17 protein-coding genes and 1 pseudogene are annotated in these 21,758 nt (G+C 71.4%); 10 read left to right on the forward strand and 8 right to left on the reverse strand.

Going from position 1 to position 21,758, the window contains the following annotated elements:
• Positions 1-131 precede the first annotated feature (131 nt).
• Positions 132-1,841 (forward strand): hypothetical protein, encoded by a 1,710-nt coding sequence (locus ACIQAC_RS40345; protein WP_402200655.1) that lies wholly within the window; start codon positions 132-134, stop codon positions 1,839-1,841.
• A 50-nt stretch (positions 1,842-1,891) separates the two neighbouring features.
• Here the strand turns inward: ACIQAC_RS40345 and ACIQAC_RS40350 are convergent, their stop codons facing one another.
• Positions 1,892-4,366 (reverse strand): NB-ARC domain-containing protein, encoded by a 2,475-nt coding sequence (locus ACIQAC_RS40350; RefSeq protein ID WP_402200657.1) that lies wholly within the window; start codon positions 4,364-4,366, stop codon positions 1,892-1,894.
• Positions 4,367-4,743: 377 nt separating this feature from the next.
• Between ACIQAC_RS40350 and ACIQAC_RS40355 the strand changes: the two genes are divergently transcribed.
• Together ACIQAC_RS40355 and ACIQAC_RS40360 are read left to right on the forward strand one after the other, a co-directional pair.
• Positions 4,744-4,992: a hypothetical protein gene (locus ACIQAC_RS40355; protein ID WP_402200658.1), complete on the forward strand. Its 249-nt coding sequence runs from the start codon at positions 4,744-4,746 to the stop codon at positions 4,990-4,992.
• A 560-nt stretch (positions 4,993-5,552) separates the two neighbouring features.
• The gene (locus ACIQAC_RS40360) at positions 5,553-6,023 is read left to right on the forward strand and encodes a peptidoglycan-binding protein (RefSeq protein ID WP_402200660.1); all 471 of its coding nucleotides are present in this window, start codon (positions 5,553-5,555) and stop codon (positions 6,021-6,023) included.
• Between the two features lie 286 nt (positions 6,024-6,309).
• Here the strand turns inward: ACIQAC_RS40360 and ACIQAC_RS40365 are convergent.
• Positions 6,310-6,785 (reverse strand): annotated as a pseudogene (locus ACIQAC_RS40365) (type I-E CRISPR-associated protein Cas7/Cse4/CasC); the annotation flags it as partial.
• Between the two features lie 140 nt (positions 6,786-6,925).
• Between ACIQAC_RS40365 and ACIQAC_RS40370 the strand changes: the two are divergent.
• Complete coding sequence (locus ACIQAC_RS40370) at positions 6,926-7,375, forward strand: GNAT family N-acetyltransferase (RefSeq protein ID WP_402200662.1); 450 nt, start codon at positions 6,926-6,928, stop codon at positions 7,373-7,375.
• A 121-nt stretch (positions 7,376-7,496) separates the two neighbouring features.
• Here the strand turns inward: ACIQAC_RS40370 and ACIQAC_RS40375 are convergent, their stop codons facing one another.
• Positions 7,497-7,625, reverse strand: a complete 129-nt coding sequence (locus ACIQAC_RS40375) for a hypothetical protein (protein ID WP_402200694.1) — start codon at positions 7,623-7,625, stop codon at positions 7,497-7,499.
• A gap of 265 nt (positions 7,626-7,890) precedes the next feature.
• Here ACIQAC_RS40375 and ACIQAC_RS40380 point away from each other — a divergent pair, with 265 nt between their 5' ends.
• Positions 7,891-8,751 (forward strand): calcium-binding protein, encoded by an 861-nt coding sequence (locus ACIQAC_RS40380; protein WP_402200691.1) that lies wholly within the window; start codon positions 7,891-7,893, stop codon positions 8,749-8,751.
• Positions 8,752-8,817: 66 nt separating this feature from the next.
• Here ACIQAC_RS40380 and ACIQAC_RS40385 read toward each other — a convergent pair whose 3' ends face one another.
• On the reverse strand, positions 8,818-11,895 hold the full coding sequence (locus ACIQAC_RS40385) for an AAA family ATPase (protein ID WP_402200664.1): 3,078 nt from the start codon (positions 11,893-11,895) through the stop codon (positions 8,818-8,820).
• 245 nt (positions 11,896-12,140) lie between these two features.
• Here ACIQAC_RS40385 and ACIQAC_RS40390 point away from each other — a divergent pair, with 245 nt between their 5' ends.
• The 5 genes from ACIQAC_RS40390 (at position 12,141) to ACIQAC_RS40410 (ending at position 17,234) form a co-directional block, all read left to right on the forward strand.
• The gene (locus ACIQAC_RS40390) at positions 12,141-12,800 is read left to right on the forward strand and encodes a hypothetical protein (protein ID WP_402200666.1); all 660 of its coding nucleotides are present in this window, start codon (positions 12,141-12,143) and stop codon (positions 12,798-12,800) included.
• 46 nt (positions 12,801-12,846) lie between these two features.
• On the forward strand, positions 12,847-13,605 hold the full coding sequence (locus ACIQAC_RS40395) for a dienelactone hydrolase family protein (RefSeq protein ID WP_402200667.1): 759 nt from the start codon (positions 12,847-12,849) through the stop codon (positions 13,603-13,605).
• A gap of 284 nt (positions 13,606-13,889) precedes the next feature.
• On the forward strand, positions 13,890-15,461 hold the full coding sequence (locus ACIQAC_RS40400) for an arylsulfotransferase family protein (RefSeq protein ID WP_402200669.1): 1,572 nt from the start codon (positions 13,890-13,892) through the stop codon (positions 15,459-15,461).
• Between the two features lie 11 nt (positions 15,462-15,472).
• A complete protein-coding gene (locus ACIQAC_RS40405; RefSeq protein ID WP_402200670.1) occupies positions 15,473-16,513 on the forward strand; it encodes a type III polyketide synthase in 1,041 nt (346 codons plus the stop codon).
• Positions 16,514-16,574: 61 nt separating this feature from the next.
• Positions 16,575-17,234: a sulfotransferase family protein gene (locus ACIQAC_RS40410; protein ID WP_402200672.1), complete on the forward strand. Its 660-nt coding sequence runs from the start codon at positions 16,575-16,577 to the stop codon at positions 17,232-17,234.
• A 270-nt stretch (positions 17,235-17,504) separates the two neighbouring features.
• On the opposite strand, the gene ACIQAC_RS40415 is transcribed toward ACIQAC_RS40410, so the two are convergent.
• The 4 genes from ACIQAC_RS40415 to ACIQAC_RS40430 are packed head-to-tail and all read right to left on the reverse strand — an operon-like array spanning position 17,505 to position 21,410.
• Positions 17,505-18,755, reverse strand: coding sequence for an ABC transporter permease (locus ACIQAC_RS40415; RefSeq protein WP_402200674.1), 1,251 nt, complete (start codon positions 18,753-18,755; stop codon positions 17,505-17,507).
• Positions 18,752-19,459 carry an ABC transporter ATP-binding protein gene (locus ACIQAC_RS40420; protein ID WP_402200692.1) on the reverse strand — a complete coding sequence of 236 codons (708 nt, stop codon included), beginning with the start codon at positions 19,457-19,459 and terminating at the stop codon, positions 18,752-18,754. The genes ACIQAC_RS40415 and ACIQAC_RS40420 overlap by 4 nt, the downstream gene beginning before the upstream one ends.
• 26 nt (positions 19,460-19,485) lie before the next feature.
• On the reverse strand, positions 19,486-20,859 hold the full coding sequence (locus ACIQAC_RS40425; protein ID WP_402200675.1) for a peptidoglycan-binding protein: 1,374 nt from the start codon (positions 20,857-20,859) through the stop codon (positions 19,486-19,488).
• On the reverse strand, positions 20,856-21,410 hold the full coding sequence (locus ACIQAC_RS40430; protein WP_402200677.1) for a hypothetical protein: 555 nt from the start codon (positions 21,408-21,410) through the stop codon (positions 20,856-20,858). The genes ACIQAC_RS40425 and ACIQAC_RS40430 overlap by 4 nt, the downstream gene beginning before the upstream one ends.
• Between the last annotated feature and the right edge of the window lie 348 nt (positions 21,411-21,758).

Consider the following 21,758-nt stretch of genomic DNA (forward strand, 5'->3'; position numbering starts at 1 on the left):
CGAGCCGCGAGCCGCGAGCCGCGAGCCGCGAGCCGCGAGCCGCGAGCCGCGAGCCGCGAGCCGCGAGCCGCGAGCCGCGAGCCGCGAGCCGCTGATCAGCGGGTGGTCTGGGTTTGTTAGAGGCGGCCGCCGTGTCGGATAGCTGGCCGCTTCGCGTGCCGGTGGGCTCTGATGCCCACCGGTGGAACACTTTTCCGGGCGAGCGCACACTGGTCGTCGCCGCCCGTACGGTGACCTCGACCGTGCGGGTCCTCGAAACGCTGCCGTCCCTGGTGCGAGGTGACGGTCGAGTGAGCGTTGTCTTCGCCTACGATCCCACGTCGGCGTTCAACGGCGGTGTCCTGGAACTCCTACGCCATGCTGGTTGCCGGGTGATGCCCTGGGGGCAGTTGGGGGACATCGCCCCTGACCTGATTCTTTCCGCCAGCGAGAACATCGAGGTACCGGAGGGCGATTGCCCGGTACTGGTGTTGCCGCACGGAGTGGGTTTCCAGAAGTTCGTGCCGGACTCACGGGGCTCGGGTGAGCGGCTCTCGGGGATCGTGCCGGAGTCCTTGCTGGAGTCGGGCCGTGCCTGGCTGGTCGTCTCGCATCCGGCGCAGGAGGAGCAGTTGCTCGCCGCCCGTCCGAAGGCCGCCGGGCGCACGCTGCTGGTTGGCGATCCGGTGCTCGACGAACTTCTCGTGAGCAGGCCGCGCAGGGCGGCCTACCGGGAAGCGCTGGGTGTGGCGAAGGATCAGCGTCTGGTGATGGTGAGTTCGACCTGGGGGCGCACGTCGCTCCTGGGGCAGGACCCAAGCCTTCTGCAACGGCTGCTCGCGCAGCTTCCCTTCGACGAGTACCGGGTCGGTGCCATTGTCCATCCCAATGTGTGGTCGGCGCACGGAGCGTGGCAGGTCCATACGTTGCAGGCAGCTGCCCTGGACGCGGGGCTGCTGCTGATGCCTGCCGCGCATGCATGGCGGTCCGGGCTGGTCGCCGCGGACGTCCTCGTAGGTGATCACGGATCGGTCACGCTGTACGGGGCATCGATGGGCGTACCGCTGCTGCTGGCCACGTTCGGCGCGGACGCGGTGCCCGGAACGGCCGTTCACGCACTGGCGGCCCGCGCGCCGCGGCTCGATCCGCTCGGAGACCTGCTCCGACAGGTGGAACACGTGGTGCACGGTCATTCCCCGCAGCGCTACTCCGCTGTCGCTGATCAGGCATTCGCGGAGCCGGGACGTACGCTCGCCGGGTTGCGTGCCGTCCTCTACCGATTGCTGAGGCTCCCCGAGCCTGCTTCGCCGGCGCCGTCCGCACTGATGCTGCCGGTCGCGGACTTGCCCGTCTCGCCGGTCACCTCCTGGCAGGTGAACACGGTCGTGGCCGGGGCAGGCGAGGAGATCAGCGTCACTGTGCTCCGTTTCCCGGCTGCCGTATGCGCGTTCGACGAGACACTCCCGGGCTCGTTCAGGTCCTTCACGCACCTGGCCTGCACGACCGACGAGTCCGATCCGCGGCTGTCCGGGAGTGCCTCGGTACTCGTGCGCAGTGCGCAGGCGGGGACCGTGGTGGAGGCGCTGCGCTGGATCCGGGACACGCTCGCCGAGTTCCCGGGCAGTCTTCTCGCGGCTTCGGCCGTGCGTCAGGGCGGGTGTCTGGTCGGGCTCCGGGACGGCCGGGTGGTGGAAGTGGCCGCCACGGGCGTGGCCGGGGATCCGGGTCTGCTGGCCGCGGTCATCTACGCGTGTCTGCGGACAGGGCATCCGTTGGACGACAGCCAGGTGTTGCTGAGGGTCGGTGGCGGTCGGGAGCACGACGTCGTCCTGCGTCTTCGCCCCTCGCTGTCCGCCGGGTAACGCCCTGCACCGGCCGGCATACCTTCTTCCCGTCCCTGCCGGGCAGGGGCTCAGCGACCGAGACCGTCCAGCCGCCGACGCAGGTCCTCCGCCATTCCGTTGCCGTCCGCCTCGTAGATTTCGACGGCCCGGTTCAAACACTCGCGCACCAGGTCCTCACGGCCCACTGTCCGCTGCGCGATGTCGGCGAGCTGTATCAGGGCCTGCGCCTCGTAGTGCGTCGCCCCTACCTCCCTCAGGGCACGGGCCGCCTCGCGCAGGTCCTCCATCGCCTGCTCGCTCCGGCCGATGTGGTCGTGTGCCGTGCCGATGGCGGCCCGCACCCGGGCCGCCATCCTGCGGTCCGGCTCGTCGCGGGACTCCAGGTCCCGCAGCGCCCCGTTCAGGGTGGTCAACGCCTGCGCGTGATCGCCCTGTGCGTCTTGTGCGCAACCAAGGAAGAACGCGGCGATGGCCGCGCCTCGCGTCTCCCCGGCACTCTGGTTGAGCTCCAGGGACCGCTGATACGCCTCGACCGCGCGCGAGGGCTCGAAGAGATCCCGGTAGCGGCCGAGGAACTCCTGTACGGAGGCGCGCAGGACGAGATGCCCGGATGCCTCGGCGAGGACCACAGCCCGGTCCAGCTCGGCTGCCGCGCGGTCGTTTTCCGCGAGGTCGAGCAGCGGTCGCGACAGCAGGCTGCGCAGGCGTGCCTCGCCCGCCGCGTCTCCCGATGCCGCCGCAGCCTCGGCGCCCAGTTCCAGCGACTCCTTCCAAGTTCCCAGATAGCGGCGGTACAGGAAGAGGACGGTGAACGCCTCCGCCAGCTTCCAGACGAGGGCATGCTGCCCATGCCGGGCAGCTGTGCGCAGGACGGCGAGAACGGCGCCGCGCTCGGTGTCCAGCCACTCCAGGGGCGGGGGCCCGCCAGGGGCGGAGAAGGGATCGTCCGCGTTCCGCAGGACGTCGGACAGATCGGCGATCCGCAGCCTCTCCCGTCGCAGTGCCCGGTCGGCGAGGGCCGTGAGCGCGAGGTAGTGCGAACCCACTCGGGCGATCAGCGCCCCCTGTTCGCTCTCCTGCTCCTCTGCCACCGCGCGCTCCCGGGCGTGCAGACGCACCAGATCGTGCATCCGGTAACGACCGTCGCCCCACGCCTCCACCAGGCTCGCCTTCGCCAGGGTGCCGAGCAGGCGTTTGGTGCGCGGTGTGTCGAAGTCGGCGGCGGCCGCGGCGGTGCCGGCGTCGAAGACACCGACCGGCAGCCATCCGAGGAGACGGTAGAGCCGGGCTGCGTCAGTGGGCAACAGCCGGTACGAGGGGCCCAGAACAGCGGACACGGACGACTCCTCACCATCCAGTGCGATGGCGGCCAGCCGGCCCGCCTCGTCCTCGAGTTCGGCGGCCAGTTCCGTCATGCTCAGGCTGTCGTCGGTGGCCAGGCGGGCTGCGACAACCTGAAGTGCCACCGGCAGGCCGCCACACAGTTCGGCTAAGCGCTGTGCGCCCTGCGGTTCGGCCTCGACCGCCTCCTGGCCGCAGCGGTCCTTCAGCAGTGCCAGTCCACCGTGCGCGTCCAGAGGTTTGACGGAGATCAACCGAGCCCCGTCCAGGGCCAGTTCGCCGAGCCGGCTGCGGCCGGTGACCAGGACGGCACTGCCCGGCCCCTTGGGGATAAGCGCGCGCACGTGAGCGGGCTGGTGGACGTCGTCCAGGACAAGCAGGATCCGCAGGCCGGCCGACCGGGACCGGAACAGATTTGTCCGTTCAGCCAGCGAATTCGGAATGCTGTCGCCTCCGGGCAACGATCTCAGGCACATGGCCAGGGCCTCGGACACGTCCGCACCGGCACCGGGGGCCGACCCGGACTGAGTGCGCAGGGCTGCGAAGTCCACGTACAGCTGTCCGTCCGGGAAGCGCTGCCCGGCTTGTTCCGCCCACCGCCAGGCCATGGTCGTCTTGCCGACTCCGGGCAGTCCGTCCAGCACGCCGACACGGACGGGTCCCGGGCCCTCGTCCGGTGCGCCGAGAGTCTGGTCCAGCAGGGCGAGTTCGGCCGTGCGGTTGCTGAACGGGACTGTGGGAGTGGGCACCTGGTCGGGCCGGACGGGGCCACCGCGTCCGGACGGGGCGGCCTGGACGTGGAAGGCGATGCCGCCGTGGATGTGCGAACCCTGGAAGGCAGGGCCGTAGTTGACGCCTCCGCTGACAAGACTGACGTATGTACGCGAGACGTCGGGCGCCAGCTCGGAGAGCAGCAGGGCCAGTTCCTGCGCGGCTCCTGGATCCTGCCGGAAGATCTCCTCCAACCGCTGTCGCCACCGGGCCTGGAACTCCGCCTCAGCGCGATCGTCTCCCGCCGCCCGAGCGGCGCCCGCTTCCTCACCCGCCGCCTCGAGTTCCTGTCCGGGGTCCTGGCCCGCGGCATGACGCCGTGCGAAGAACCGGGTCAGAGCGCCCTTGGTCTGCTCCCACGACTCGGAGACCATCAGCCCGACCAGTGCCGTCGCCCCTGACGCCGCAAGCGCCGCCAACTCGCCTTCCACGCTGCCCCCTTCACACCGTCCACGCCCAATGGGCAGGCACCCACCGTAGAGAGATCTTGAACTCAAGGGCAATCCGACACGTGCACTACCGCTGGGAACCTTACGAATGGCGCCGGGGTCAAGTTCTCCTCGGCCAACGGGTCGGCAAGTCCATGGGACGGCCGTGACGCGCGGCGCGGCCGGAGGGGTGGAAGAGCAGCAGGATGCGAGCGGGCGCAGTCACCCGGCCGATTCGCGCACGGAGGCCAACGGGGCCGGGTGACTGCGCCCGCACTGAAAACACCGTCCAACGCCTTGACGGAAGAGGAAGTCGGCAGCCATCGGCGAACAGCAGGCCCGTGCGTGCCTCGCGTTTGGTGGCTGTGAGCATTTCCGGAGTGAGGTCCGCACCGAGCGCAACCCCTCCGGCCGCGGAGCGCCCCTCCCTGGCCGCCGCCCCGGAGGTGAAGAAGGCACGCGTCGCGGTCGCCGCGACCCAGAAAGCCACCAAGGCGGCGAAGTGCTCGATCATCGTCGCGGTGTACGGAACCAGGGCCGCCAGTTCGGCGGGCGCGGACACCCGCAGACTGGCTATGGCGACGCGTTTTGGGACCGTCGAGGCGCCTCGAATCGGCCCCAATCTGTGAAGATCGCCGCCAGTGAAGACGGCTTGAAAGCAGTCCTACTTGGCCCTCCGAGCCGGTCACGGGCGGGGCTGACGCAAGTTGCCTCGGAGCGGGCTTCACATTTCGGGGCCTGCTGGAATCGCCTCGATAGGGCCGGAGGAGTCGCCCTAGCCAGGGCAGGAAAGGCTCATCACCAGGGGCGGGTCCGGTCGGCTGTTCCTTGTGGGTCAAACGACCGGCGCACTCAGCGACCAGGCCGGGCTACTGTGCCCGTCGTACGGGGCTGACATCGGCCGTGGCGGTTGCGCATGACCTCGCTTGCAGGGCGACCCTCGCCTGATGCGGCGTCAACTTGAGGCGCTGCACGACTGACAAATTTCCCTGCACGGACGACAAAGTCCCAAGACCACGATGACCCTAAGGTCCAGGGACGAGGCCAGAGAGAGGGGCGTAACACGCCCGCATCACGAGCCTTGTCCAGGCCATCCCCTCCCTGCATCACGCCAGCTCAGACCGAGACTCGAAGGGTTCACTGCGCGCCTGTCGCCAGGGCCAACTCCCCATCCACGAGAGGAATTTCCATGAATATCCACTCGATCCGACGAGTCAAGGGCGTTATGACAATCGGCGCCCTCACCGCCAGCCTTCTTGGAGGCGCCGCAGTCTTCGCTTCCCCAGCAGCTGCCGCCTATGCCGGGCATTGCAATATCAATCAGGCGGCATCGGGCGGTGTCACCCCCGGCTACTCCATCACTCGGCCGGCTTACACTAGTGAAGTAGGCGGCAGCAGAACGGTCAACTGTTGGATGGATTACGGCAGCAGCGGAAAGGGCGTGGAGTGGCTCCAGTTCACGCTCAACTCCTGCTATGGGTTCAGCCTCGCGACTGACGGCGAGTTCGGGTCGAACACTCGCAGTGCCCTTGCGTCCGCCCAGCGGCAAGAGAACATCACCGCTGACGGCATATACGGCACTCAAAGTCGTCAGTACCTGAAGTTTCCGCGATACCGGGATATCACAGGTGACCGCAGCGGCTGCGAGTCGGTCAACTGACGCGCAGGAACATGGGAAGCTGGCCTCTTACCGATTCCGGTGTGTGCGGGCCGAGCGGCATTTCGGGTTCGGCATCCGAATCAGGTGATCTTCGCGCCTTGCAGGCATAGAGATTTGTTTGACCAGATGGTCCCGACGCATGAGCATCCAAGTCACACGCTTGGACCGTAGCCACTGCGTGCCGGGGGCTCCACCATGACTTCCCGGTCGTTGAAGCTCGTGTTCAACATGACGGGAACGCCTGTGCTCTGGTGAAGCTGACGGCGGCGGCGAGATCGACGGTGGTCTCCTTGGTCTTGGCGAACTTCGTGATGTCGGCTGCCCCTTCGAGGGCGAGGCGGGCCAGTCCGTCGAGCTGCCGGGAGCTCAGGAAGACCAGGTACTTGCTTTCGGGAGGCGGCGTGGGGGCCCCTTCCTTCTTGGCCTGGTCCGCCTTGCGTTTGGGCACCTCGGTCTTGAAGCCGGCGGCCTTGACGATCTCGTCGGCGAGGTGCAGGGCCTCCTCACGCGACAGGGCCGAGGCAGCAAGTCCGGTGATCCTGTCTGCGAGGAGCTCGACGACCTTTTTGGTCCGCACGCCCAGCTCACCGGGATCCAGCAGATGCTCGTCGTCGAAGTAGTTACGGATTGCCCGCTTCCATGCCTGGCTGGAGACGCGGGCGCGCGGCACACCGCCGTAGACGGCCGTCTTGGGGGCCAGGTGTCGTCCCGGTTGAGGTTGCTGGGCGGAACAGTCTGTAGAGCGTGCAGGTCCAGGAAGATGCCCCCGGACGCGCTACCTGGTCATCCATCGACGCGGCAGACGACGGGGACACTGCTCGGCGAACTAGGCAGGGAGAGGAACCCGATCAAAACCGCACAGGTAATAGGCTCTGGAGGTGCTCACTCCTATACTTTGACGGATGCAGTCCATGACGATCAGGCGTGCAGTTGCGCCGGACGCAGAGCACCTCACCACGCTGATCCAAGAGTCCAGCGCCTACCGGGGCGAGTACGCCTCGATCATCTCCGGTTACAAAGTCACTGCCGACTACATTGCCCGGCACCGGGTTTTCGTGGCCGCCGATGCGGTCGATCGACTGTTGGGCTTCGACGCTCTAGTAGTGGAGCCACCGGAGTTGGACCTGGCCTTCGTGGCGGACAGCGCGCAAGGAACAGGCATCGGCCGACTCCTCATCGAGCACATGCTCGGTCAGGCCAGGCAGGTCGGCCTGACCGACGTCCGCGTGGTGTCCCATCCCCCGGCCGAGGAGTTCTACCGGCGTCTGGGTGCCGAGCGGGTGGGGACGGTCGCCCCATCGCCACCGAAGGTGGCGTGGGAACGCCCGGAACTGCGGTTTACCACCGTCTGACAGGGCGCTGCCGCTCAGAGAACACGACCACTCGTTGGCGTCCGCTACAAGCACGGTCGCTTCGCGGCGCACGGCGCTCTCGTCGTGCCTCGTGGCTACGATGCGGTGACTCTTCGGGCGTTCAATGCCGTACTCGACCGGCATACCTCACGACGTACGTACCCAGGTCGTCGGCCTCGACGAGACCGGGTACGGAGCCGCCGGAGCGCAGTGGCTCGACGTACTCGGTCGCGGTGACCTCTCTCAGCATGTTCGCGGGCCGTCCACTTCGTTGACCTCCCCGGCAGTCCGTCCATGGTAGCCCCGGGGTGATCACCGGCCGGGAGTGCGCCGACCCCACCGCCGCACGGCCGGTAATTGGGGAGTGTTCCCCCATGTGCCTGCCGGGTCCCGCGGGCACTGTGGGACCCGTCCGACGGACCGCCGCCCACCGGCGTCCAGCGCGGTACGCGGACAGGTCGACGCACACAACCGAGAGGGCTCCCATGGGCAGAAAAGCGTTACTCCGGGTCTTGGTGGTCGCCGCGACGGCGGGTTCCGCGGTGACCCTGGCCGGAGGGCCGGCGAGCGCGGCCACCGGTGTGTTCAAGAGCGGGACCAACATCGTCGTGAACGCGGCGCAGGGCCGCGCCAACACCATCACCGTCAGCCTGTCCGGGATCCACGTCATCATCCAGGACACCTCCGACACCCTGACCGCCGGTGCCGGCTGCACCCTCCTGGTCAACGGCACCGTGGCCTGCCCGGTGACCGTCGCCTCCGACACGGTCGTGGTCAACGCCGGGGACGGCAACGACACCATCACCAAGACCGGCAACGTCCGCGGTGACCTGAAGGGCGAGTCGGGCAACGACGTCATCAACGGCGGCCCCAGCCCCGGCAGCAACATCCTCAACGGCGGCACGGGCACCGACACCCTGAACGGCGGTGCCACCTTCGACCTCCTGATCGGCGGCCCGGGTGCCGACCGGCTCAGCGGCGGGGGCGGCACCAGCGACATCGCCAGCTACTTCGAGAGCGGCGCCGGCGTGGTCGCCGACATCGACAACGTCGCCGACGACGGCATCGGCGGGGAGGGCGACAACGTCCTCACCGACGTCGAGATCGTCTACGGCAGCCAGTTCGGCGACACCCTCACCGGGGGCACGGCCAACGACATCCTGTCCGGCTTCGGCGGCAACGACCTGCTGACCGGCGGCTCGGGCAACGACACACTGGTCGGCGGCCCGGGCAACGACACCCACAACGGCGGGGCCGGCAACGACACGCTCGACGGCGTCGACAGCGTCTTCGGCAACGACTCCCTCAACGGAGGCGCCAACACCGACACCTGCACCGCCGACACGAGCGACACGAAGACCGCCTGCGAGGCCTGACCGCCCGCGGCCACCGGCCCCACCGCACGGCGCCGGGTTCCCGGCACCGCCGCACGGGCCGTGGACTCACGGCCCGTCCGCGTACCGGCGGGCGAGGGTGATCAGGGCGGCCCGGCCGCCGCGTCCGGTACGGCTCCGGAGGCTCGCGAGGTGCTTCTCGACGGTGCGCGGCGAGAGGAAGAGCTGCTCGGCGATCTCCTGGTTGCCGAACCCCCGGCCGAGCAGACGCAGCACCTCGTACTCCCGCCCGGTCACCCCCGCCCGCCGCAGCTCCTGCGGAATCGTGTCGTGGCCCTCGCGGCGGCGGGCCACGGGCGAGCCCGCTTCCCGCAGCAGGGCGCGGCAGGCGGCCGACACCCGTGTGGTGCCCCGGTCGTGGAAGAACGGCTCGGCGGCGCGCAGCCACTCGACAGGGTGCCCCCAGCCGTCGGCGAGCGCCGCCGGGGCGCCCATGCGCAGACACAGATGGCGGGCCAGCGGGATGGCGTCGGTGCCGGCCAGCGCCTCCTCGGCCGCCTTGGCGGCCTCGGAGGCCCGGCCCTCGCGGCCCAGCAGCACGGCCCGGGACCACCCCACGAACGGCCGGTCCCAGTGGACCTGGGTGAGCCGGTCGGCGGCGGCCCCGTCCAGGTCCGCCCAGCCGGCCTCGCCCCGTACGGTCCGCAGGAGCAGGTAGGGGCCCAGGAAACCGGTGACCCCTCGTGTACTGGGCAGGGCCCGCATGGCCAGGTCGGCCTCGGTGAACTCGGCGAGCGCACGGGCGGGTTCCTCCCGCAGCAGGGAGCAGATGCCCTGGGCCCATCCCCACACGGAGGTGTCGGCGTAGCCCCAGATCGCTCCGGCGCTCCGTCCGGCCAGTGCGCTCCGCATGGTGTGCAGCGCGGCCTGGAGTTCTCGCCGGTCCCCTTGTGAGGCGGCGATGATGGCGTCCAGTCCGACGCCGATCAACTGCACTTCACGCAGGCGCAGTCGCCGGGCAGTCGCCCGGAGCCGCCGGGCGGACTCCTGGGCGCTGTCGTAGTCGTCCCGCAGCACATGCGCGTGGGCCAGATGCATGTCGGCCCAGGCCGTCATGAGCACCGCGCCGGTCTCCTCGGCCGCCTTCCGCACGGTCAGCAGGCGCTCGGTTCCGGTGGTCCGGATCCGGTCCAGCACGCCGAGTTCCAGCAGGCCGCGGATCCGCCAGACCGGCAGCGCATGGGTCTCGGCGGTGGCCACCAGGCGTTCGAACGCCGCTTCCGCCTCGGCGAGGTCCTGGGGCCGCAGGCAGTACCCGAGCATGTTCAGCGCCTTGCAGCTCACCTCCGGCAGCCCGACCTCCTCCGCGGTCGCCACGGCCGCTTCGGCCAGGGCCCTCGCGTTCTCCAGCCGGTCCGGGCGCCGCGAGTTGAGCACCAGGTGCGCGGCGACGGAGTCCAGGGCGGCGCGGGACGCGGGGTCGGGCTCGGCTCCGAGCAGCTCCCGCGCCCGCCGTACGGCGGTCAGGCCCTCCTCCCACTGCTGCGCGGTGGCGGCGGCCCTGGCCCGGGTGAGGAAACCGGCGGCGCGGCGGGCACGCGGCGCGCCGCACCGGGTGAGGACACCGTCCAGCCGGTCACCGAGTTCCGGCACGCGCTGGACGTCGCCCGTGAGGACGAGGGTCCCGAGCAGCTCCTCCAGCAGCCCGGCCACCACCTCGGGCGGGGTGTCCGCGGCACCGGCGGTCAACTCCAGTCCCCGGTCGAGGAGTTCCACCGCGGTCAGCAGCGCGCCCCGCAGGACCGCCTGCCGACCGGCCCGGGTGAGCAGCACGGCCGCACGGGCCCGCTGCCCGCCGGCCACGCACAGCTCGGCGGCGAGGCGGTGGAGGTCGTCACCGGAGTCACCGCCGATCAGACCGTACGGCTCCCGGGCGCGGTCGGCGGGCTTGGCGGTGGCTGTGGGGGCGGGTGTAGCGGTGGCTGTGGGGGTGGCGGTGGGGCTGGCTGTGGGGGTGGCTGTCACTGTGACTGTGGAGTCGATCGTCCTCGTGGACTCGATCGCGTCGGCCGCGGCGAGGCAGAGTGCCGCGCGCTCCATGGGGAGCAGCCGGTGGCTGATGGCGTCGGCGGTCAGGGCGTGGCGGAACGTGTGCCAGCCGGGTTCCTCCGCGCCGGCGCCGTCGGTGACCAGATGGGCGCGTGCCGCGTGGCGCAGCTGGCGCAGGGCCGTCGCCCTGTCGAGCCCGGCGGCGTGCGCGGCGATGTCCACGGGGAAGCGCCTGCCCAGGACGGCCGCCGCCTCCAGGAGTGCGACACCGGCCGGTTCCAGGTGGTCCACACGCTGGAGGACCGCGGCGGCGACCGTCGCGGGCACGTCGGGGTTCAGCGAACCGGTCACCGTCCAGCCGTCGTCCGGCCGCCGCACGAGGTCGCCGCTGTCGACCATGGCGGTCAGCAGTTCCTCCACAACGAAGGGGACGCCGTCGGAGACGGAGTGCAGGCGGTCCAGTACGACGGCGGGTACGTCGCCCGGGTCGTCGTGGCCCAGACAGCGGGCGGCCAGCTCCGCGGTGTGGGCGGGGTCCAGGCGGGCGAGGCGCAGGACCCGGGCCGTACGGCGGGACGCGGCGGCCTCGGCGAGGTCGAGGGCCGGTCCGGGCCCACCGCGCAGGGTGGCCAGCAGCACGGCCCGCCGGTCGGGGAGGTTGTCGGTGAGGTAGTCGACGATGGTGAGTGTGTCGGCGTCCGCGTCGTGCAGGTCCTCCAGCACGAGGAGACAGCCGCCGGTGCGTCCGAGGGCGTCCAGGAGCCGCAGCACCGCCTCGGCGTAGCCCACCAGGGGTGCGCCGTCCTGCGGTGCGAGCCCGCACAGCCGTGACAGCAGCGGCTCGTAGGGGCCCAACTCCCCTTCGGCGGGCGCCCCTTCGCCGCGCAGTCCGGAGAACACCGCTTCCGCGAGCGGTCGCAGCGGCACCGCGCGCCCGGCGGACGCGGCCCGCCCGCGCAGCACCCGTAACCCGCCGCGTACGGCGGTGTCCGCGGCGTCCGCGACGAGGCGTGACTTGCCGATGCCCGGCTCGCCCAGCACAAAGAACGATGAGCCCCGCGCCTCGCCCGCCGACCTGACGGCCGCGGTCAGCAGATCGTGCTCGTGTTCCCTGCCGACCAGTACCGATGACGACAACGACGACACTCAGGCCCCCTGCGCCCTCTTCCGGGATGTCCCCCGCCGACATCGTCGAAAGCTCCTTCGATTCCGCACAGCGTAGTACCCGGACACCACAGCAATCGCACCACTACATGGGGGCACTTCCCCGATGTCCGCGGCGGGGGCGGGCGGCACGCTGTTCCTCAGCAGGGCAGGGGGGACAGGGCATGGCCCGGGGGACATGCCCTGCCTGCCGTTAACTCTTCGACAGGGGTCGTCACATGTCTTCAACGCCGTCCACGCCGCGCGCCCACGGATGGGTCGTCGTCGGGCTTCTGAGCGTGGCTCTGTGCGGGTGCTCGTCGCTCACCGGCGATACGTCCGGAAGTGGCGGTGGGGACAACGGCGGTGCGGCGGCGGGGAGTTCGGCGGCGGACGGACCGGAGGTGCCGGCGTTCGCGGCGGACCTGGAGCGGGTGTGCACGGAGGGGCTCGGCTACCCGGGGATGCCGGCCTACGACCGTACGAAGAAGACCGTGCACCCGGCGGTGCTCATGAACGACCCCGGCGACGGCTGGTCGCAGTCCGAGCCGCCCACCGGCGACTACCCCAAGGGCTGGGTCCTCGGTTACTCGGACAAGCCGGCCGCCGCCGAGCTGGTCGTCTGCGTCGAGCGCACCAAGGCGAGCGCGACCGGCGTCGAGTGCGACATGGAGAGCGACGGCAAGCCGTTCACCGTCCGTACGTACGACACCTCGTACCGTCTGAAGGTCGTCGAGGCGCGCACGGGCGAGGAGTTGTACACGTACGCGGGTGAGGCCGGGTCCGACGAGTGCCCGATGTACGTGTTCACCACGGAGGGCGAGGACAGGGACAAGTACTTCAACGAGGTGCGGCCGAAGGACTACCGCAAGCGCGTACAGCCCTTCATCGCGCCGTAGCCTTGGCTTCCGCCCCACCGTCGCCTCTCCCCCTCCGGAGGACCGCGTGCACGCCACGACCACCGTCGCCGTCGATCTCGCGGAGCGCGGTGCCGCGCACGGTGGTTCCCGGCGGCTCACCGGCCATCTCACCCGGCCTGCGGGTCCGGGTCCGTGGCCCGGTGTCGTGGTGGTCCACGAGGCGCTGGGCGTCAACGATGTGATGCACCGTCAGGCGGAGCGGCTGGCTAAGGCCGGGTATCTCGTCGTCATGCCGGACCTGTTCACCGACGGAGGGGCGGTCCGCTGTCTGGTGCCGACCGTCCGGGCCGCCCTGTCCGGGCACGGCCGCGCCTTCCGTGACATCGGGGCCGCCCGCACCCACCTCGCACAGGATCCCGACTGCACCGGCCGGATCGGCATCATCGGCTTCTGCATGGGTGGCGCCTTCGCCCTCCTCGCGGGGCACGACGGCGAGTTCGACGCCGCCTCCGTCAACTACGGCCGTCTGCCGAAGGATCTCGACGCGGCGCTCGCCGGTTCCTGCCCCGTCGTGGGGAGTTACGGGGCCCGCGACCGCAGCCTGCCGGGCGCGGCCGGCAAGCTGGAAGCGTCCCTGGACCGGCTCGGCATCGTCCACGACGTCGAGGAGTACCCGGAGGCGGGGCATTCGTTCCTCAACGACTCCGAGGCGGGTCCACGCGCCCTGCGCCCGCTGATGCGTATCGCCGGAATCGGCCCGCACCCGGAGTCCGCCACGGACGCCTGGCGCCGCATCGACGCGTTCTTCGCCACCCACCTCAAAGCACAGGCCCGAAAGGCCTGACTCCACCGCGCCGAACGCCCCAGGAGGGCCCGGGCCGTGGAACACCCGGGGCAGCCGAACCGGTCACCAGGGGCTGGGCGGCGGTGTGGGGTCCGTGACCGTGCGGTGACCGGAAACGTTGTAGAAACACTTTCTGGTGCGGCGATCTTGCCGGGCTGCCCGCGGCGAAGAACGGCCGGGGATGCCGGCCATGCCGCGGACACGACACGAGCCACCGCGCACACGCACCATCGGACGATCTCCGCACCCCCACCGCCCCCTTTTTTTGGCAGGAGACGAAGCGGATGACCCAGAAGTTACGTGCCCTGACCGCGATAGCGGCGACCGCCGTACTGGCGGTCGCGTCGAACATCTCGGACCCCGCGCAGAGCGCGCCGGCCGCCGACGGCAGCACCCCCCGGGCCGCCGACGGCAGCACCCCCCGGGCCGCCAACGACAGCGGTGCCCGGGCGGCGGTCGGCGACGTCCTCACCTCTGCGGTCGAGGAGCCGTCACCGATCGATGTGCGGGTCCGCCGGTCCGGGCGGGCCGAGGGAGAACTGTTCATCACCCCGCAGGCCCTGCCGGCGACCCACCCGGTCGGACCGCAGATCGCCGACGACCAGGGCCGCCCGATCTGGTTCCACAAGCTCCCCGAGGGTTATGTCTCGACCGACTTCCGCGTCCAGGAATACCGCGGCGAGAAGGTGCTGACCTGGTGGGAGGGCAAGGCGACCAACACCGGAATGGGCACCGGCATCGCGTACATCGCCAACGAGAACTACGAGATCATCGCGACCGTGCAGACCCCGGATCCCGGCCAGGTGATGGACATGCACGAGTTCCTGCTCACCGACGAGGGCACCGCGCTCATCATCAGCTACCAGCCGGTGCCGTACGACCTCAGCCCGGTCGGCGGCCCCAAGGACGGCATCGTCATCAACAGCGTCGTGCAGGAGATCGACATCGCCACCGGCGAGAAGCTGATGAACTGGAGCGCGCTGGAGCACGTGCCGCTCAACCACTCCGACGTGCAGCCCTCCCCGGAGAGAAACCGGCCCTACGACTACCTGCACGTGAACTCCGTCGGCATCGACACCGACGGCAACCTGCTCATCTCCGGCAACGCCGCCAGCACCGTGTACAAGGTGGACCGCGAGACCGGTGACGTCATCTGGCGGCTGGGCGGGCGCAACAGCGACTTCCGGCTCGGCGTGGGCGTGCGCTTCATGTGGCAGCACGACGTACAGGCCGTCGGCAACAACACGTACCGCGTCTTCGACAACGCCAACAAGGGCACCGAGCGCGCGGGGTACGAGTCCCGGGTGGCGTGGATCAGGGTCGACCCGGCCCGTGGCCGCGCCGAACTGGTGCGCCAGCAGGTGCACCCCGATCTGATGTCCGCCACACTGGAGGGCGGCAGCCAGGCCCTCGGCAACGGCAACACCTTCGTCAGCTGGGGCAAGTCCGTCGCCGTCAAGGGCCGCATCTCGGAGTTCACCCGCAACGGCCGTATGGTCTACGACGCCACGCTCCCGGACGGCGACAGCAGTTACCGCGCCTACCGGCTCGACTGGGAGGGCGAGCCGCTCACCAAGCCCCAACTCCTCGTCGGGGACGCCGCGTCGAACGTGGTGCACGCCAACTGGAACGGCGCCTCCGACGTGGCCCGCTGGCGGCTGCTCGCCGGGCCGGCGGACGGAGACCTGAAGCCGGTCACCACGGCCGCCTGGGACGGCTTCGACACCCCCCTCACCGTTCCGGCCGCCGCACGCGACGCCGACCGGTTGCAGGTACAGGCGTTGGACGCCCGGGGGAAGGTGATCGCCGCCTCGCCCGTCACACCCGCCACCGAGGCCGCGGCCGGCGAGAACTGAAGGGGGACGACGTGACCTACGCACGGATCGCGGACATCGCATTCACCACCCCGCCGCTCGTCAAGATGACGGACCTGACCCAGCACGTCGCCGACGACGCCGGCGGCGACCACGTCGTCGGGGTCGTGGCGAACTCCGCCATCGACACCAAGGGCATGGCGGTCGACGTACTCAACGAGGACCCCCGGCGCTGGCCCACCCGGCTGCGGATGGACCGCAGTCTCGTCGAAGCCGGCCGGCTCGGCGGGGCGGCCGTGCTGGAGGCGCTGGGCCGGGCCGGACTGCACTCGCGGGACGTCGGGCTGCTGGCCACCGTCACCACCACGACCCACTCCGCACCCGGTCTGGACGCACTCGCGCCGGCGCTCGGCATGCGCGGCGACACCCAGCTCCTCTCCCTCGGCCCGATGGGCTGCTACGCCGCCCTGCCGGCCCTGACCACCTGCGCCCACTGGGTCGCGGCCCGCCGTCGACCCGCCGTACTGCTGGCCGTGGACCTGTTCTCCCCGCACATGCAGCCCCCTCCGTACGACAAGGAGGCGGCGGTGGTGCTGACGCTGTTCGGCGACGGCGCGGCCGCGGTCGTGCTGCTGCCCGACGAGCCGGGTGCCCCCGGAGCGCGGGTGGTCGACGCCGAGCAGCTGACCGTGCCGGCCCACGCCGAGGATCTCCAGGTGCACCTGGGCGACCTGGGCCTGCGCATCCGGCTGGCGCCGACCATGCCGGACGTCGTCGCCTCCGCCGTCGGCCTGCCGGCACGGGCACTGCTGGCCCGGAACGACCTCGCCTTCGAGGAGGTGGCCTGGTGGGCGGTGCACCCCGGTGGACGGCGCATCCTGGACCGCGTCGAGGAGGCGATCGGGCTGCCCGGCGACTCACTGGCCGTGGCCCGCGCGGAGATGCGCGAGTACGGCAACACGGCGGCGCCGGCCGTCCTCGGAGTCCTGCGCCGGCTCCAGTCCACCCGCCCGCTGGGCCCCGCCGAGCACGGCGTCGTACTGGCCTTCGGGCCGGGCGCCACGATCTGGGCGGTGCTGTTGCGCGGCGCGTGAGCCCCTGGCCCCGCCGCGGGCAGGTCCCCGCAAGCAGCTCCAACCGACACCGGGAGGAACCATGTTGAAGATCTTCGGCGCGGGCTTCGGACGCACCGGAACGCTCTCGCTCAAAACCGCCCTGGAACGCCTCGGGTACGGCCCCTGCCACCACATGCTCGCCCTGTTCGACGACCCGCGGAACATCCGGCTGTGGCAGGCCGCCGCGCAGGGTGAACCCGTCGACTGGACCCAGGTCTACCAGGGCTGTTGTTCCAGCGTCGACTGGCCGGGGGCCGCGTTCTGGCGGGAGATCACCACGGCGTTTCCGCAGGCCAAGGTGATCCTCACCCAGCGCGACCCCGAGGCCTGGTACGCCAGTGCCGAGAGCAGCATCCACGCGGCGGCCGTCGCGCCGCTGCCCGCCGACGCCGACCCGGTCTTCGCGCAGCTCCGTCAGATGTCCCTGGACGTCGTGTGGAACGGGGTCTTCGAGGGCCGGTTCACCGACAAGCGGCACGCCCTGCGCGTCTACGAGGACCATCTCGCCGCGGTGAAGGCGGAGATCTCACCCGACCGGCTGCTGGTCTTCGAGGTCGCCCAGGGCTGGGAGCCGCTCTGCGCGTTCCTCGGTGTGCCGGTTCCGGACGAGCCCTTCCCGCGCGCCAACGACCGTGCGGCGTTCACCGCGCTGCTCGACGAGCACCGGACCGCGGGCGCCACGGCCGAGCCGGCCGGCTGACGCCACGACCGACACAGGGCCGTGGGGGGGGGGGGGGGGGGGGGGCGCGGGGCGGCCCCGGGGGGGGGGGGGGGCGGCGGGGCCGCGGGGGCCGGGGGGGGGGGGGGCGCCCCGCGCCCCCCCCGGGGGGGGGGCGCCCCCCCCCCCCCCGCCCCGGGGGGGGGGGGCCCGGGGGGGGCCCCCCCCCCCCCCCCCACGGCCCGTTCATGTCGTTTCGAGAGGCGGTGCCCCCACGGTCCGGGGGAAAGACACCATGGAGGCACCGCGGTCTCAGGTGGTGGCCAGTGCCTCGGTCGGCGGCAGACGGGCGGCTCGAAGAGCCGGGTAGAAGCCGGCCAGACTGCCGATCACCAGGGTGGCGCCGACACCGCCTGCCATCGCCCAGACCGGGACGACGGTCGGCCAGCCCTGGTAGGCGGCATAGCCGGTGGTGACACAGATGCCCAGGACCACCCCGCCGAGGCCGCCGAGCGCGGACAGCAGCAGCGCCTCCGCCAGGAACTGGGTGCGGATCTGGCCCCGGGTGGCGCCCAGAGCGCGCCGCAGGCCGATCTCGGAGCGGCGCTCCAGTACGGAGATGACCATGGTGTTGGCCACGCCGACCCCGCCCACGAGCAGCGCCACACCGCCGAGGCCGAGCAGCAGCCCGCTCAGGGCGTCGTCCGTCGCCTCCTTCGCGGCCAGCGCGTCGGACGGCCGGGAGACCTCCACCTCGCTCGGCAGCTCCGGGTTGGTGGTGGCGCCCAGGACGGACTGGACGTCGTTGACGGAGGCCTCCTCGGCGCGGGTGTAGATGCTGCTGGGGTAGCCGTCGAAGTCCAGCAGCTCTTCGGCGACCGGCCAGCCCACCAGCGCGGTGGAGTCCAGGTCGGGCACGAGTTCGTTGGGCGCGAGCAGGCCGACGACGGTGAACCACTGGCCGCCGAGCCACACCGTCGAGTCGGAGCCCACCCGGTCCACCCCGAGCTGTTCGGCCGCCTTGGCGCCGAGCACCACGGCCGGGTAGCGGCTGTTGGCCGCGTTCAGCCAGCCGCCGGCGACGACCTCGGCGCCGACGGACGCCGGCAGGTCGGTGCGGGCCGCGGCGACGACGAGGCCGCCGGTCTCCTGCACGGGCACATGGTCGTTGCGGTAGACCTTGGCGTCCGTGCGGCCGATGGCGGACACCGACTCGACCTCGGGGATGTTGCCGATCATCCGGACGGACTCGGCGGGCAGATGGGCCCCCTCGCCGGTGAAGGACGTGCCGGGGGTGACCGTGAGCAGATTGGTGCCGAGGGCCGCGAGCCGGCGGTTGAGGTCCTCGGTCGACGAGGTGGAGATGCCCACGACACCGACCATCGCCGCGATACCGATGGCGATGCCGAGCGCCGACAGGAACACCCTCATCGGGCGCGAGCGCAGCCCGGAGCCGCCGACTCTCAGTACGTCGGCCGTGGGCATGCGGGCGGGTTTGGGCCGCTTGCGCGGGGCGCCGTCCTGCGGGGCGAGTGGCGGCCGGGCGGTGCTCGTGGCGCTCATCGCAGTGCCTCCCGGGTGAGGAGGGGCAGGGCGAGCGGCTCCGGTGCGGCGGAGTCGTGTTCGATCCGGCCGTCCTTGAGCCGTACCTCCCTGGGCAGGGAGGCGGCGATGTCCCGGTCGTGGGTGATGACGACGACCGCCGTGCCGGACTCGTGGAGTTCATGCAGCAGTTCGAGGACAACGCTCCCGGAGCGGGAGTCCAGGGCGCCGGTCGGCTCGTCGGCCAGCAGCAGCGGCGGATCGCCGAGCACCGCACGGGCGATGGCCACCCGCTGTTTCTCGCCTCCGGAGAGCTGGTGCGGCTCGTGATCGAGTCGGTGGCCGAGACCGACGCGGCGCAGTGCGCGTTCGGCGAGCCGCCGTCGTTCACCGCGCGGGCGGCCGCTGTAGAGCAGCCCGTCGGCCACACTCGCCAGCGCCGGCACTCCGGGGGCGAGATGGAACTGCTGGAAGACGAAGCCGATGGTGCCGGCGCGCAGCGCGGACAGTTCGCGGTCGCTGAGGCCGGACACGTCGTGTCCGTCGATGCGTACCGTGCCGGCCGTCGGCAGGTCCAGGGTGCCCATGATGTTGAGCATGGTGGACTTCCCGGAGCCGGACGGCCCGACGATCGCGAGGAGTTCACCGCGCCGGACGACGAGGTCCCCGTCACGCAGGGCGACGACGTCGCCGTACGCCTTGGTCACCCCGGTCAGTTCGACCAGGGGGCCACCGGCGGTGGTGGGTGCGGTCACTTGGGTACCCCCACGACCGTACCCTCGCTGATGCCCGTGCCGGAGACCTCGACCAGGCCGTTCGCGAACATGCCCAGCTTGACGGGGCGCAGTTCGGTGCCCGTGGCGGTGACGACCTCCAGGGCGTAACCGCCGCCCTGACGGGCCGTCAGGGCGGCCACGGGGACCGCGAGGACGTTCTCGCGGCTGTCGGCCTTGAAGGTGACCTCGACGGAGGCCGCCTGGTAACGGCCCAGTTCCTTCGGGTCCTTGACGGTCAGTTCCACGGGCAGGGTGGGGTCCTCGGAGCCGGAGTCCCCACCCGAGCCGGAGCCGCCGTTCGCGGAGTCGTCGGCCGCGACGGAGGTCGGGGTGCCGATGTCCGTCACCTCGGCCTGGACGGTGCTGTCGTCGGGCAGCACCACCGTGGCCCGGGCCCCCTCCTCGACCAGGTCCTCGTAGGCGACGTCCAGGTCGACGGCGATGATCCGTTCGTCGTCGGTCCAGGTCAGCACGGTGCCGCTCAACGCGGCTCCGGGGACGGTCTCCTGGGAGGCGACGCGCCGGGCGCCGGTGGCGATGACGGCGTCCGCCGGCTCCACGGTGCCGGTCTCCTCCCGGCCCAGGTCGTCCTGCCAGTCGCGGACCGCCTCGGCCGTGCCCGAGGTGTACTCGTCGTCGACGGTGAAGCCGTCGTAGCCGAGCGCCTTGAGGTTCTTCTCCAGCATCTCGACGTCGGCGCCCTCGGTGCCGGTCTCCAGGGTCCGGTACAGCGGGAAGGAGCCGTACAGCAGGGGCACCTTCTCCTCGTTGACCCGGTAGACGGCGTCGCCGCGCTTGACGACCTTTCCCTCGTCGGGCAGCCAGGTGACGATGCCCGTGCTGTCGGAGCCCGCGTCCGGCTCCTGCTGTCCGCCGCCGCCGCTTCCGGAGGACGGGACGGGTGCCTGCACGGTGACGGCACTGCCGTATCCGAGGTTGCCGTCGACGGTCTGGGTGTCGGTCAGGGTGCTGCGTTCGACCTTCGTGGTGGCGGGCGGCCGGGTGGGCGCCGAGCTGTCCGAGTCGCCGCTGTCGCCGCCGACGGCTCCGGTGGCGGCCACGCCGGCCGCCGCGGCCACCACGATCGCGGCGATCAGGATCAGGGACATGCGCAGCGGCCGGCGCCGGCGCCGGGTGGTTGGCGTCTCGTCCGCCGCGTCCCCGCCACCGCCCTCGCCGGCCACGGCGGGAACGGGTTCCTCCGGGGTGGCGAGGGGCCGTTCCCCGTTGCTCGCGGTGGCGACGGCGCCGGTCCGCGGGGACATCACCTCGCCGGGGTCGCGGCGTTCGAGGACACCGGGGTGCTCGCCGCCCGTTGGCCGCGGTTCGCTCTCGTCGTGGCTGGTCACTGACCGCCACCTCCGCCGAACTGGACGGCGCCGCCCGGGTACTTGCTCTGGCAGGTCTGCATGGCCTCCTGGAACTTCGGGTCACCCGGGTCGACGCCGGCGCCCATGATGTCGATCCGCAGGCTGGTGCCGTTGATCTCCGGGTCGGGGAACTTCGGCACGCCGTTGTCGCGGATGCACTTGGCCCACTCGGCGACCTTGGCCGAGTCGATCGTGCCGCCTCCGCCGCCGGGGCCGCCGCCCTGCGGGGCGAGGTCCTGGCAGGTCTGCTGGGCGTCCTTGAACGCCTGGGAGTTGGGGTCGAGGCCGTCCTCCGGGCTGATCCGGATGCCGCCTCCCCCCGGCTGTGGATCGGGGAAGTTGGCCACGCCGTTGTCCCGCATGCACTGCGAGTAGGCGAGTGCCCGGTCGCCGGGGCTGGACGGCGATGCGTCGCCGGAGGAGGCCTCGGCGGAGTCGTCGGAGCAGCCGGTCAGGAGGGCTCCGGTCAGCAGCACGGCCGCTGCCCCGAGGGTCCGGACGGCCGTCTTCTTGCGCGTCGTGGTGAACATGGGTCCAAGTTCTACGCAGCGTCCGGTCACACCGGGGATACAGAACGACGAACGCCCACAGCCGTGTTGACGTGCGCGTACGGGGTTGTGCGGGTACGCCGACGGGCCGCGCACGGCGGGCGGCGCGGCTCTTCGGCACGGGGTGCGGGTCGCTGTGCGGGCGCGGCCCGGTGGGGGCTGGTCGCGCAGTTCCCCGCGCCCCTGAAAACGCCGGCCCGGTGGGGGCCGGGCGCGCAGTTCCCCGCGCCCCTCAAAACGCCCGCCCGGCGGGGGCCGGGCACGCTGTTCCCCGCGCCCCTCTAAACGCCCGCCCGGTGGGGGCTGGTCGCGCAGTTCCCCGCGCCCCTG

Origin of the sequence: Streptomyces sp. NPDC088387 (assembly GCF_044753385.1) — a bacterium.
GTDB lineage: Bacteria > Actinomycetota > Actinomycetes > Streptomycetales > Streptomycetaceae > Streptomyces.